Origin of the sequence: Ciceribacter sp. L1K23 (assembly GCF_018122705.1) — a bacterium.
Classification (GTDB): domain Bacteria; phylum Pseudomonadota; class Alphaproteobacteria; order Rhizobiales; family Rhizobiaceae; genus Allorhizobium.
Genome location: NZ_JAGRRC010000001.1, coordinates 1,547,514 through 1,559,805 on the forward strand (window position 1 = coordinate 1,547,514; position 12,292 = coordinate 1,559,805).

12 protein-coding genes are annotated in these 12,292 nt (G+C 60.1%); 5 read left to right on the forward strand and 7 right to left on the reverse strand.

What is annotated here, in order from left to right; all coding sequences use genetic code 11:
- The first annotated feature begins 115 nt into the window (after positions 1-115).
- On the forward strand, positions 116-736 hold the full coding sequence (locus J5J10_RS07210; protein WP_208551024.1) for a J domain-containing protein: 621 nt from the start codon (positions 116-118) through the stop codon (positions 734-736).
- A 6-nt stretch (positions 737-742) separates the two neighbouring features.
- On the opposite strand, the gene J5J10_RS07215 is transcribed toward J5J10_RS07210, so the two are convergent.
- Complete coding sequence (locus J5J10_RS07215) at positions 743-1,201, reverse strand: hypothetical protein (RefSeq protein ID WP_211929379.1); 459 nt, start codon at positions 1,199-1,201, stop codon at positions 743-745.
- A gap of 960 nt (positions 1,202-2,161) precedes the next feature.
- Positions 2,162-2,425, reverse strand: a complete 264-nt coding sequence (locus J5J10_RS07220) for a hypothetical protein (protein WP_249116693.1) — start codon at positions 2,423-2,425, stop codon at positions 2,162-2,164.
- A gap of 224 nt (positions 2,426-2,649) precedes the next feature.
- On the opposite strand from J5J10_RS07220, the gene J5J10_RS07225 reads away from it, so the two are divergent.
- The 3 genes from J5J10_RS07225 to J5J10_RS07235 all read left to right on the forward strand — a co-directional run bounded on the left by J5J10_RS07225 (position 2,650) and on the right by J5J10_RS07235 (position 5,092).
- Complete coding sequence (locus tag J5J10_RS07225; RefSeq protein ID WP_249116694.1) at positions 2,650-3,390, forward strand: PRC-barrel domain-containing protein; 741 nt, start codon at positions 2,650-2,652, stop codon at positions 3,388-3,390.
- 306 nt (positions 3,391-3,696) lie between these two features.
- Complete coding sequence (locus J5J10_RS07230) at positions 3,697-4,572, forward strand: DUF4747 family protein (RefSeq protein WP_211929380.1); 876 nt, start codon at positions 3,697-3,699, stop codon at positions 4,570-4,572.
- Positions 4,573-4,735: 163 nt separating this feature from the next.
- The gene (locus J5J10_RS07235; RefSeq protein ID WP_211929381.1) at positions 4,736-5,092 is read left to right on the forward strand and encodes a hypothetical protein; all 357 of its coding nucleotides are present in this window, start codon (positions 4,736-4,738) and stop codon (positions 5,090-5,092) included.
- Between the two features lie 120 nt (positions 5,093-5,212).
- On the opposite strand, the gene J5J10_RS07240 is transcribed toward J5J10_RS07235, so the two are convergent.
- From J5J10_RS07240 to uvrB, 3 genes are all read right to left on the reverse strand, one after another.
- Complete coding sequence (locus J5J10_RS07240) at positions 5,213-5,458, reverse strand: ribbon-helix-helix protein, CopG family (protein WP_211929382.1); 246 nt, start codon at positions 5,456-5,458, stop codon at positions 5,213-5,215.
- Between the two features lie 277 nt (positions 5,459-5,735).
- A complete protein-coding gene (locus tag J5J10_RS07245; protein WP_211929383.1) occupies positions 5,736-6,182 on the reverse strand; it encodes a hypothetical protein in 447 nt (148 codons plus the stop codon).
- Between the two features lie 2 nt (positions 6,183-6,184).
- Positions 6,185-9,274, reverse strand: coding sequence for an excinuclease ABC subunit UvrB (uvrB, locus tag J5J10_RS07250; RefSeq protein ID WP_211929384.1), 3,090 nt, complete (start codon positions 9,272-9,274; stop codon positions 6,185-6,187).
- Between the two features lie 190 nt (positions 9,275-9,464).
- Between uvrB and J5J10_RS07255 the strand changes: the two genes are divergently transcribed.
- Positions 9,465-10,400 carry a hypothetical protein gene (locus tag J5J10_RS07255; RefSeq protein ID WP_211929385.1) on the forward strand — a complete coding sequence of 312 codons (936 nt, stop codon included), beginning with the start codon at positions 9,465-9,467 and terminating at the stop codon, positions 10,398-10,400.
- A 113-nt stretch (positions 10,401-10,513) separates the two neighbouring features.
- Here the strand turns inward: J5J10_RS07255 and J5J10_RS07260 are convergent, their stop codons facing one another.
- Both J5J10_RS07260 and J5J10_RS07265 read right to left on the reverse strand, forming a co-directional pair.
- On the reverse strand, positions 10,514-11,311 hold the full coding sequence (locus tag J5J10_RS07260) for a DUF3226 domain-containing protein (protein WP_211929386.1): 798 nt from the start codon (positions 11,309-11,311) through the stop codon (positions 10,514-10,516).
- 1 nt (position 11,312) lies between these two features.
- Positions 11,313-12,173 (reverse strand): AAA family ATPase, encoded by an 861-nt coding sequence (locus J5J10_RS07265; protein WP_249116695.1) that lies wholly within the window; start codon positions 12,171-12,173, stop codon positions 11,313-11,315.
- Between the last annotated feature and the right edge of the window lie 119 nt (positions 12,174-12,292).

Genomic DNA, 12,292 nt, shown 5'->3' on the forward strand with positions numbered 1-12,292 from the left:
CCACATTTTTTGCCTTTTGTTTTGCGTGATGACACCCGCCTTTATTGATCGGTGGAAAGCGCATCCGAGCCTTGAAGCGGGGCGGCGGGGGCGGTAGGTCTGTGGGCGGGCCGGGGTGGAACGCGACGAGAGACAGGTGACGATGGTGATCGACCCCTACAAGATGCTCGGCATCGAGCGCGATGCGGACGAGCAGGCGGTGAAGACGGCCTATCGCAAGGCGGCCAAGAGCGCGCACCCGGATTCGGGCGGCGACGCGGAGCAGTTTTCGCGGCTGCAGGCGGCCTTCGACCTGTTGAAAGACCCGGTGCGCCGCCGGGTCTACGACGACACCGGCTACGATCCGCAGCTCGCCGACGCCAAGGACCTCAAGGGCCTGATGATGATCGAGACGCTGGTCAACGACTTCATCCTCGACGAGCGCGAGCCCGGCAGCTTCGACCCCGTGGCAGCGATGCGGCGGAAGCTCTCGGACGACATCCTGAAGAGCCGCTTTCACATCCTGGAGCTGGAGCGCCACCGGGCGCGGGTCAGGAAGCACCTCGACCGGCTGGGCAAGAAGCCGGAGACCGACGTGCTCGGCTCGATGCTGCGCGCCCGCTCGCAATCGATAGCCGACGCGATCAAGCAGGCGGAGACGCAGATCGAGGCGATCGAGCAGGCCTACACGATGCTCGAGGGCTATTCCTACGAGCTTGACCAGATCACCGAGGATCTGGCCAAGGCGGCGGAATAGGGCGGATCAGCGCCGCTTTTCGCCCGGCGTCACCAGCTTGCCGCGCGACACAGGGGCGCGGCGCGCATCCTTCACGTAGCTGCGGCACAAATTCCGCCAGTCCCGCGCGGTGCGGTTGACATCGCCGGGCGCGCCGTGGCCGTAGAAGCGGGCGGCGACGGCGAGCGCCTGAAGCTGCAAAGCGCGGCGCGGGCCGTCCGCCCGGTCGACGACATAGGTCTTGTGTTGCCGCATGGCGTCGAACAGGATGTTGACCTCGGCGAGGATCTCCTCGACCCGCTGTTGCGCGGCCGGGTCCATCAGGCTGAGGCAATGGGGCAGGGCGGTGCCCCGGCGGCGCCAGAAGCAATGCCCGTGGCGGCGGCACTCGGCATAGCCGCAGGCGGCCGGCATGCGCCAGGTCTCGGCGACGCGCAGGCGGTATTGATAGTGCTGTTGCTGCTGCGGTGTCAGTTGGCTCTGCATTGCGGTTCCTTTCATCGGTTTGATTTTTGGGCACCCCAAGACACCGGCCAGGTCTTCACCCTCCGGTTCGGCATCACCTGTAATGTTCTTCCCCTCAACTCCAGACACAGGGGAAGCGGACGGGGTACCGGGGGCACCTCGTTAAGTTAGTATAGTGGTACCTTCCGGTACCCCGTTCGGCGGTTTTTATCCGCGACTTCGGCCTCTCTGGGAGAGCGTCGGGTTTCCGGTGGAGGCAAAACCTCCACCCCGCATGCGCCGCCGGGACTTGTCAGGTCCGTTGGCCCGCGCCGCATGCATACCCCGCGCTCCCTTGCGTGCCCCACAGACACACCCGGCGCCCGGTTAGGGCTGGATGACGGGCCTGGCTGCAAACCCGTCCTCCCCCATGTCGCCGGAGGGAGACCATTTTCCGCGGACCCCGGTGGCAGGCTCTTGCGTCCTTCCCCCACCACCAGCGCCGGCCCCGCCTCGCCACAACGCCTTGTGGTGTATCCGCGACGGAACGGGAACAAGGATACGGGCGTGGAAAAGAAGGGGGAAAGCAGCGGTGAGATTTTTTTGAGGGTGGGTGTGTTTTTCTGATAAGGGTATGATTTTGTTGGGAGATAATTTTTCGGGAGGCACGCCGCCTGCCCATCTCCCCCCTTGCGGGGGAGAAAGCGAAATCGAGGAATTGGCCCGATCAGGGCCAAACCTCAGATTTCGCAAGAGAGGGGCTCGGTGAGGATCGTGCCCACGGGAACTGTGCCCCTCTCCAGGAAAATCTGAAGTTTTGGCGGCTTGCGCTGACGTCAAGCCTCGATGTTCCGTCCTCCCCCGCAGGTGGGGAGGTAGGCGGAAACGGTGCGACGAACCCCTCTCTTGCGATTTCAGATGTTTAGCCGTGGCTGCGCCACGACTAACTCATCGAAATCGCTTTCTCCCCCGCATGGGGGGAGATACGGCGGCGGCGACGCCTCACGCCTCGGCGGCGTGGTCGACCTGGTGGGCGACGACCTGGGGGCGGGGGGGGATTTGGGTGCGGACGGGGCCGCCTTCGAGGCGCTGGCGGGTGAGTTCGACGCTGCCGCGCACATAGAGCGCATAAGGCTGGCCGCCGGCCGAGGTGATCGCCATGGCTATGATGGTGACGCCTTCCTCGAAGGTGGAGATATAGAGGACCTGGGCCGGATTGACGTAAACATCCTGGTTATGGGTGTTCTTGAAGGCAACCAGAGCCATGCATCTCTCCTGTCACAAAATGCATTTCGCGAAAAATGAATCACGATCCTATCTGCGATTTATCGCGGCGACTCGGTGAACACATGGTTACCGCCGGACGTGTTTTTTCGCAGCCGCACGGGACTGTCGCTGTTTTTTGCCACTCATGATGGCGGTTTGTCGGGAACAAAGCCCCGATCTCACCGTTGGGTTGGTGTCATTCAAACACGAGAGGAGCACCACCCATGACCAAACGTTTTCTGAGCGTCCTTATGCTGTCCGCCGCCTTCCCGATGGCCGCCATGGCCCAGACCGCGGCCGACCCGGCCACGCCGGACGCCGGCATGACCCAGACCGAAACCCAGGTTGACGGCACCGTCAAGCCGGTTCCGACCGACGCACAGGCCGATACCAGCGCCACCACGCAGATGGCCGGCGCGGGCGAGACCTTCGTCACCGTTCCGGAAACCGGCGCATGGCGCGTGAGCGATTTCGAAGGCAAGAGCGTCTACGGGTCCGACGGTGAAAGCATCGGCGAAATCAACGACGTGCTCGTCAGCCAGGACGGCAGCGTGAACGCGGTGATCATCGGCGTCGGCGGCTTCCTCGGCATCGGCGAGAAGGACGTGGCCGTCAACATGGCCGCCCTGCAGCTCGGCCCGGGCATGACCCAGGACGAAGCCAACCAGGCGGCGGAAGCCCTGCCGGACGCTGACGCCGGCGTCTCCGACGAGACGACCGCTTCCACGACGCCCGACACCTCGGCCTCGACCGCCGGCAGCAACACCGTGACCGGCACCGGCATGCCCGCCGACGGCACGGCCGAGCCGATGGCCGGCGACCAGATGGCCGCCAACGACGCCAATGCGGTTGAAATCGGCGAGGACGGTCTGCCCGACCGCATCATCCTCAACGTGACCCGCGAAGAGCTGGAAAACGCTCCGGCCTTTGAAGGCGTCCGCGCCGAAGGCGCCGTCACGCCGTAACGAGATGGAGGGCGCCGCACGAGGGTTCGGCGTCCTCCTGTTTGCGGGCCCGCGGAACGGATGTCAGGTCCCGCCCGCGCGGCTCGCACTTCTCCCAGTCCCCCGAAGACTTGCCCCTGCTTTTGCGGGGGCTTTTTTGTGTGTGTGGGGTGGTGGTGTGGGGCGCGGTGAACGCATTTCAGCGAGCTGCATGGTTAGCTAACTTGTCCGAGGGTCCTACCAATTATAACATTAGCGATTACTGACGGTTGACACGCAACCTCTCGTAGTTTTTTCTTGTGAATGAAACAAACTGGAGGGACGATTATGGCTCGAGACTCTAAGCTTGAAGTTGCTGCGGTCAACATACGTATACCTGACACGCATTTGCGCGACTACGATTCATTGTTGGACAAGCTAGCGTCTTTGAGGCGGGGTGTGAAAGTCTATGGAGAAAGTTATGTTGCAATCAACTTCTACAACAGTACGACAAAGGAGGGAATTTTCTCAAAATACACAGAGATAGACATCGACGGTGAGTGGTTTGATCTAGAGTCATTTGATGCTGCTGTTCCGGAAAAAATAGAAGATATTTCTATCCCAGAAAGCTTGAGGCCAAATCTATCACAATTTTATTTTGTTCTTGATCCGGATTTGCATGTCGTAGTCTTTTCCACATACGCTGAATCGCGGGGTTTAAGTACGCGGTCGGTAGAAAAATATTTCAAGGAAGCTCTGTCTTGGCCAGAAATCATGGGTGTGCACGGACGGGTTGAGGCAGACATCATCAAAGATTATGGTGCCGTCGAAGAAATCCTAGCACTAGAAGATCTTAAAGAACTTCACGTAGTTATTAGAACTCCAAATGCTGACGATGTAGACAAAAACTTGGCGGAGATCATTGAGCGGCGATTACGAGAACAGCAAGCGGACGAATACGAGGAGACACTAAAAGCTAAGGGAGGACATAGCTTGAAGCCCAATGAGCGCACGGAAAAATTGGCGAAAATTGCGGCAGAGAACGGGCAAGTGAGAGCGAGAAGCGTGGTAAATGGTGTGACGGTCGACCACAACACAGCTGAATCTCCCTTGAAGGAAGTCACCACTTACAAAGATGATCAAGCTGAACTGGCTGTGTTCAGGGGGTTGGCCGAAAATATCTTTGCAAAAATACGGGAAGTTAGAGCGCAGTTTAATGAGTAGCATAGGGACAAGCTTATTTGCTAATCTCGAACTTCTATATCGGAGCTATGGGGGGGTCGCCTCCTTTCTTCGGTCAGGATATACATGGCTAAGCGTTTTAATAAGCTCGCTGTGTTGGCGATCGATTTATAATGGTTCGTGGATAGAGATATCCATATCGACGTTGCCTACGCTGGCGGGTTTTTCCATCGCTGCATATGCGCTTTATTTTGCCGTTTTGGGAGAAGGTGCTCGCAAGGCTCTTAGCGTTCCGTCGCCGGAGTTAGGCAATAGATCTCCGCTTTTGGTGTTAGCCAGCACTGTTTCACATGCCGTTATCGTGCAGATATCAGCTTTGCTGATCTCAGTTGTTTTCCGTAGCAAGCCTTTTAACGTAATCAAAGGGATGGAGCGCGAAGCGGAAGTTTTCAATATTGTTGTGTCTTCATTTGGTCATTTCATGTTCGTCTATGGTATAGTATTGGTTTTAGCGTCCGTCTTATCCGTATTTAAAGTACTCGAAATTCAATCGAAATTGTAGCTTTTGAAATTTTAATGCATTTGTGACGGCTGTTTATTTTTGAGCCTTTTCTTCTGTTGTAAGACGGGACCTACTTGGTCAAGCGACCTAGAGCGCGTTTGGTGGAACAGACAGGTGCCATTAGGCACTGAGGGGTTTGGCGCCAAAACGGGTGAAAACCGCGTTGACCTCGTCCTCACTGACAAAATCGCCACGGTCGGCTTCATTGATGCCGGCCTCGATCTCCTCGATCCGCCACTCCTCGCGGGCGACAAAGGCCTCGATGGCATCGGCGGCGACACTGTCGGCCGGACGCGCAAGCTTTTCCGCCAGTCGATCGAGGCGGGCGGCGGTTTCGTCGGGGATGCGGACGGTGATCGAGTTCATGGGCTGTCCTCGGGATGAGGCGATTATGGAGGGTTGATGGTTTTCGTCAAGGCGGGTTGAGGCGGTTGCCCTCCTCACCAAGTTCGCCTCGCCAATCAGTTATGCCTCTTGCGGCTCCATCGCCCTCGCGCGGCGTCGCGCTCGGGACTCCGGGCGCTGACACCGACCTTATCGATGCCTGGCCTTCGGCCACCGCTTCGGAGCCCGCAGGCTTGAGGAGGGGGATCACCGCCCCGCTCGGCCAGTCTTGCCCTTGGTGCGCCCATAGCGCTTGGTGTCAGCGGGGGTCGTCGAAAACGGAAAATTGCACATCAGCCGCTGTCAGCACGTCAAGGCAGGCCGTTGCGGTGATGAAGCGGTAGTGTATCGCCGAGGGGTTCATCTGCCGGTAAAATTCCGACTGGGCATTCCAGAAGCGGCTGTTCTCGACACGATAGGCGAAGTGCCGGTGCACCAAACCGGTCCTGTCCAAACCGTATTGCTCGCTATCAAGATACACCTCGTCAAGGACGCGGACGATGTCGGCGTGGTCGAAGGAGACGCGCAGGATGCGCGATGTACCATCCGTTTCCGTGAAACTGAAGTCGGCGGAGAAGGGATTGCCCTCGTGCTCGACCAACGGATCGCCTTTGCCGAGAAACACATAGCTGTGGTGCATGCCGCTGAGGCACAGGTCGGTGCAGGGGACCGTGACGCCAGCGTCAATTGGATGATAGCGTATCATCCTTAACGCCCCGGTCGGCCGGTCTTGCCCTTGGTGCGGCCCTTGCGCCTGGTGTCGGCGGGGTCTTCGTAGGAGCCGGCGCCGGATTTGGCGCGGATGATGGGTCCTCGGGTCGAGCCCGAGGAGGGGTCGTCGGCCTGCCCCTCATCCGCCCTCCGGGCACCTTCTCCCCGCTCGCGGGGAGAAGGGGGCGTCGCGGGCTTCTCCGGTAATTTGCCCGTCACCGGCTTCTCGGTGCGGCCGACGGTCATTTCGTCGAGGGTGTTTTTCCGGAACAGCGACTTGCCGGCGGGGGTGGGCATGTCGGTGCCGGGGCCCATGTCGTTGAGGGTGGGCCTGGCGAAGTAGGAGGTGGCGGCGGGGTTTTCCGGCGAGAAGCTGCTGCCCTTGCCTTCGGGGACGCCCGACTTGTTGCGGCCGGAGGTGGAGAGGCGGGGGTGGTCGGAGTTCGGGGTGCCCCCCTCTGTCCTGCCGGACATCTCCCCCACGGGTGGGGAGATCGACTCGCGGCCGCGCCGCGCACCACCATTTTCCGTATTCCTCGCCTCTTGCTTCGCGATCGGGTCGTCCATCGTGGCGAGTTCGGCGGCCTTGAGGCGTTTGATTTCGTCGCGGAGGCGGGCGGCTTTTTCGAAGTCGAGGTCGGCGGCGGCGTCGCGCATGCTCTTTTCCAGCGCGTTGAGGTGGGCCTGGAGGTTGTTGCCGACCAGGTGGCCGCCATCGGCAAAACCCTTGCCGCCGGCGCCGGAGATGTCGGCGCGGACGTGGTCGCGTTCGTAGACCGAATCGAGGATGTCGGAGATGCGGGCCTTGACGGATTCCGGCGTGATGCCGTGTTCGAGATTATAGGCCATCTGCTTTTCGCGGCGCCGCGCGGTCTCGTCCATGGCGCGCTGCATCGAGCCGGTGATCTGGTCGGCATAGAGGATGACCTTGCCGTCGACGTTTCGCGCCGCGCGGCCGATGGTCTGGATCAGCGAGGTCTCGGAGCGGAGGAAGCCTTCCTTGTCGGCGTCGAGGATGGCGACGAAGCCGCATTCGGGGATGTCGAGGCCCTCGCGCAAAAGGTTGATGCCGACGAGAACGTCGAAGGCGCCGAGGCGGAGATCGCGGATGATCTCGATGCGCTCCAGCGTGTCGATGTCGGAGTGCATGTAGCGGACGCGCACGCCCTGTTCGTGCAGGTATTCGGTGAGGTCTTCCGCCATGCGCTTGGTGAGCACGGTGCAGAGCGTGCGGTAGCCCTTCTGCGCCGTCTCGCGGATTTCGCCGAGCACGTCGTCGACCTGGGAGCGGGCCGGGCGGACCTCGACGGGCGGGTCGATGAGGCCGGTCGGGCGGATGACCTGTTCGGCGAAGACGCCGCCGGCCTGCTCCATCTCCCAGTTGCCGGGGGTGGCGGAGACGGCGACGGTCTGCGGGCGCATGGCGTCCCATTCCTCGAAGCGCAGCGGGCGGTTGTCCATGCAGGACGGCAGGCGGAAGCCGTATTCGGCGAGCGTCGCCTTGCGGCGGAAGTCGCCCCGGTACATGCCGCCGATCTGCGGGATGGTGACGTGGCTTTCGTCGATGAAGACGAGCGCGTTGTCGGGGATGTATTCGAACAGCGTCGGCGGCGGGTCGCCGGGCTTGCGGCCGGTCAGGTAGCGCGAATAGTTCTCGATGCCGGCGCAGGAGCCGGTCGCCTCCAGCATCTCGATGTCGTACTTGGTGCGCTGTTCGAGGCGCTGGGCCTCCAGCAGGCGGCCGGCCTTTTCGAGCTCGGCGAGGCGCAGGCGCAGCTCTTCCTTGATCGCCTTGATGGCGCCGTTCAACGTCGGGCGCGGCGTGACGTAGTGGGAGTTGGCGTAGATCTTCACCGACTTCATCTCGCCGGTCTTCTTGCCGGTCAGGGGATCGAACTCGGTGATCGCCTCGATCTCGTCGCCGAACATGGTGATGCGCCAGGCCGCATCCTCCAGGTGGGCGGGGAAAATTTCAATGGTATCACCGCGCACGCGAAAAGAGCCGCGGACGAAATTGATGTCCTGGCGCTTGTACTGCTGGGCGACGAGGTCGGCGAGCAGCTGGCGCTGGTCGAGCCGGTCGCCGACGGTCATCTGGAAGGTCATCGCGGTATAGGTCTCGACCGAGCCGATACCGTAGATGCAGGAGACCGAGGCGACGATGATGCAGTCGTCGCGCTCGAGGATGGCGCGGGTGGCGGCGTGGCGCATGCGGTCGATCTGCTCGTTGATCGACGATTCCTTCTCGATGTAGGTGTCCGAGCGCGGCACGTAGGCTTCCGGCTGGTAGTAGTCGTAGTAGGAGACGAAGTATTCGACCGCGTTGTCGGGGAAGAAGTTCTTGAACTCGGAATAGAGCTGCGCAGCCAGAGTTTTGTTCGGCGCGAGGATGACGGCGGGGCGCTGGGTCTCCTCGATCACCTTGGCCATGGTGAAGGTCTTGCCGGAGCCGGTGACGCCGAGCAGGACCTGGGATCGCTCGCCGGAATTCAGGCCCTCGACGAGGTCGCTGATGGCGGTCGGCTGGTCGCCGGCGGGGGCGAAATCGGAGGCCATCCGGATCGAGATGCCGCCCTCGGATTTCTCCGGCCGGGCGGGGCGGTGCGGCGTCCAGATCTGGCCGTCCTTGAACAGCGGATTGCCGCTCTCGATCAGCGCCGACAGCGCCTCGACCGTGGCGGTGACGCCGGATTTCGACAGGCCCTCGGCCTCCTCCAGCGACACGTCGAGGCCGGCGACCGGATTGAGGCCGGCGGCGGCGCGGGTCTTCGGGTCCGAGGAGGCGCCGATCGAGACGCCGCGGGAGGTTTTCGAGGCGGTGGTGTTCTTTGCCGTGGTGGATTTCTGGGCCTTTTCCAGCGCGACCTTTTCGGCGTGCTTGCGGGCCTCGATCTCGATCTTCTTGCGGTGTTTTCCGGCTTTCGAGGCGAGCTCGCGCTGGCTTTCGACGGTCGAGGCCTCGGCCTCGGCCTCCAGCTGCTTCACCCAGTCGGCGACGCTGCCGGTGAGCGGCGCGCCTTCGAACGACGCCTGGGGCTGCTCTTCGAAACCATCGGATGCGGGGGATTTCTTCGGTGATCTGGCCATGGGCGGAATATGGAGAACAGCCGCGGCAAAGGGAAGGGGCCGGGCGGGGAAAATCGGAACAAAAGTAAAACGAAAGCGCGGATGCTGACAGGATATGTCAGGGTTCGGGAGCGATGGTCGGGGCTCCGTCATGGCGGCTTCGCGCCGGGGCCGTGCGGTGGTATTCTTTCGCCGGGTCGAGGAACACATCATGGCGGATCAACGGCATGAGGCGCTGGCGCCGGCGCCGGAGACACTGGCGCGGATCAGGGCGGAGATCGACGCCTACAATGCCGAGCGAGCGCCCGTGGAACGAGAGGCGTGGATGCGGCGCGGCGCCGCGCTGACGGGTTTCGCCGTGGCGGTCGTCGCGCTGCTGCTGGTTGTCGGCGCCATCGGCGGACGGTTCATCGCCGGCCTCGCCGGCCTGGCGATCGCGGGCCTGGCCTACGGCGCCGTTTTCTGGTCCGAGCGGCCGCTCCGGCGATTCCGGCAGGGGATGCGCGACCGGCTGCTGCCGCTGATCTTCGGCTTCGTCGACGATCTCTCCTACAAAGCCGAAGGGTCGAGGCGGGTGCTGGAGCGGTTTCCGAAGGCCTGCCTGCCGCACGAGCAGGCGACCTTCCGCGACGAGATCGGCGGCACGGATGGCGGTTTCCGCTTCCTGATCGGGGAGACGGTCATGACCACCGGCAAGGGCAAGGGCCGCAAGGAGGTGTTTCGCGGCGTGATCGTCGCCTTCGCGCCGGAGACGGGCTTTCCCGGCATCCTCTCCGGCGGTCCGCGTCCGGTCGGGCTGGCGGGCCTGGCGCGGGCGATCTTCGGGGACGGCGGGCTGGAGGCGGTGACGGACGAGAGCCTGCCCGAGGCGGTGCTCTACGAATTCCGGACCGACAATGCCGAGGCGGCCTCCGGACGGCTGCCGGCGCTCGGCAAGGCGCTTGCCTATCTCGTGACAGTATGGCCGCAGCGGCCGATCCGGATCGTGCTGCACCACAAGCACGGCTTCCTGCTGGTGGCAACGGCGAAGGACTTCTTCGAACTGCCCCACGGCGGCCGCGCCCTCGACTTCGACCGCGACATCCGGCCGATGATCCTCGATCTGCGGATGCTGGTGGAGACGGCAAGGCTGGCGGCGAAGGTGTGAGGGGGGCGTTGCCAATCTTGAGAGTTGATGACCGACAATCAATAGCGGTGAGGCGCCAAGTCTGCACTCCCGTGCCCCATGTCCGACACCGACGATCCGCCGTGAAACAGTTTTTACGCCAGAAAGTCTTTGATGAACTTCCGAACCTCAATCAATGCAATATGATCACCTTCTGGCAGCCAGTCACATTGCTCAATGGAGACAGCTAGATTTGATCCCGGTCGGAGGAAACTGCTGACAATCGCGGTATGTGTTTTAAGGCGGTTTCCACCCTTCCTAAATCTTTTCATCAGTTTATCGGATGAATCATGGGCTTCATCTACCTCTCTGATGAAAACTGAGCTTCTTTTGCTAATTTCGCCAAAGCGCTCATTCGCCAACTCGATCAGCAGCGTCTCTAATGCCCCCTCAGCAAGATTGTTCGGTAGAACAAATCCTCCGAGGCTTAGTTTGCCGGTAGAGAATTCACCTGCTTTGTCCGGAATCACTAAGGCCTTCTTCAAAACTCCTTGTTGAAGCGCCCACTCATTCACTTCGTTAAATATGTTATTTATTTCCGAGAACGCACCGTTCGCATCCAAATCAGCATCAATGCAAATTGCAATTTTTTCTATCATTTCCAACTTTAGAATGCCGACAGCATCTATAAGCTCATCTTTGATAAGTGTTTGACCCCGTCCGACTACGATAGCAACTGATGTATCGGATTTCTCTGGATGCTGATAAATGTCCGGATAGTGGACAACATGGTCCAATCGGTCGTTCACGGGAAAATTGCTTGGGATAAGCTTTTGCCAGACAGAGGGAACGTCGCTTACCTTCGCAACCTTTTTCAAGCCTTGTTCTGCAAGGAGAAGGCCGAAAAAGGCGGCGTCATGAACACCTTCGACAGCGAGTAACGAGTGCCCCATTTTATCTTATGTCCAGCCCACGGTCTCTGACGAGACGCCCCAACATGTCCAGACTATAACGCTTTGAAGAGTGGAGACCCGGGCCGTCTGAGCTAAGATGGAAAGCAGCTAACGATAGCGCTCCGACGCCTGTCCTGTCGCTTGACATAGCTTGAATCGCTTCCAGACTGTGCGTTGTAGCGACGATTTGGACATCCAACTCACGGGCAATCTCAACCATCCAAGGAAAAACTTGGTCTAAAACACTTACGTGAAAAGCAGTCTCTATTTCATCTATAAGAAGCACGCCAGAACGTGCCTCCACCATAGCTAGTGCGATGGAAAGCGCACGGCGGAACCCATCGCCAAGCACGCTAATTGGTACAAATCCCGCACCTTTACGCTCAACCAACAATGTCGGCCTGTAAAATGGTTCTGATGTTATTATATCAAGATCGCGGAGGTCATTATCGATGCTTTTGAGAAGATCTACCAGGCGATCCTTAAAGCCGAGTTGGGTTAATCTTGATATACTTTTTAGCAGTAGAGGTTGATTTCGATGAGAGTAGGGGGCAAGCAATACTTTTCTAAGTCTTGGAGCCGAACGTTGCCGCTGTGTTAATCCGCTTGATGGCCAGAGAAAAACGTCTCTATAGAGAATTTTTTCTTCCGGGTCGAATAGCGAAGGCTCAGGATCGTCAGCAAGACTATTGTTCAAATTAGCAGTTATCTCAAGGTGCAATCCGGTTTCTTCGAGATCAAAAGCGTCTTCTCGGCTACGACGGCTACGGCGCACCGTATCGTTGCGTAAGACTTCCGGTGTTATTCCTCTGATCACCGTGCAATGAGCAACGAGTTTATCTACTATCCATGAACCACGCATATGGAGCGCTATTCGATCAGGTCGTTCTAGCCCTCTACCCTTATCGTGTGGGAACATCCATTTGATGGCGTCAAGGGCACTTAGACCGTCGCTTGCCGGAAAGGCAGAACGTACTTCCC

Bases quoted from the DNA above. Each gene is read 5' to 3' on its own strand.
- J5J10_RS07240 (WP_211929382.1), bottom strand. From the start codon at position 5,458: ATGAACTCGATCACCGTCCGCATCCCCGACGAAACCGCCGCCCGCCTC.
- J5J10_RS07260 (WP_211929386.1), bottom strand. From the start codon at position 11,311: ATGGGGCACTCGTTACTCGCTGTCGAAGGTGTTCATGACGCCGCCTTT.
- uvrB (WP_211929384.1), bottom strand. From the start codon at position 9,274: ATGGCCAGATCACCGAAGAAATCCCCCGCATCCGATGGTTTCGAAGAG.
- J5J10_RS07255 (WP_211929385.1), top strand. From the start codon at position 9,465: ATGGCGGATCAACGGCATGAGGCGCTGGCGCCGGCGCCGGAGACACTG.
- J5J10_RS07245 (WP_211929383.1), bottom strand. From the start codon at position 6,182: ATGATACGCTATCATCCAATTGACGCTGGCGTCACGGTCCCCTGCACC.
- J5J10_RS07215 (WP_211929379.1), bottom strand. From the start codon at position 1,201: ATGCAGAGCCAACTGACACCGCAGCAGCAACAGCACTATCAATACCGC.
- J5J10_RS07230 (WP_211929380.1), top strand. From the start codon at position 3,697: ATGGCTCGAGACTCTAAGCTTGAAGTTGCTGCGGTCAACATACGTATA.
- J5J10_RS07220 (WP_249116693.1), bottom strand. From the start codon at position 2,425: ATGGCTCTGGTTGCCTTCAAGAACACCCATAACCAGGATGTTTACGTC.
- J5J10_RS07225 (WP_249116694.1), top strand. From the start codon at position 2,650: ATGACCAAACGTTTTCTGAGCGTCCTTATGCTGTCCGCCGCCTTCCCG.
- J5J10_RS07265 (WP_249116695.1), bottom strand. From the start codon at position 12,173: ATGCGTGGTTCATGGATAGTAGATAAACTCGTTGCTCATTGCACGGTG.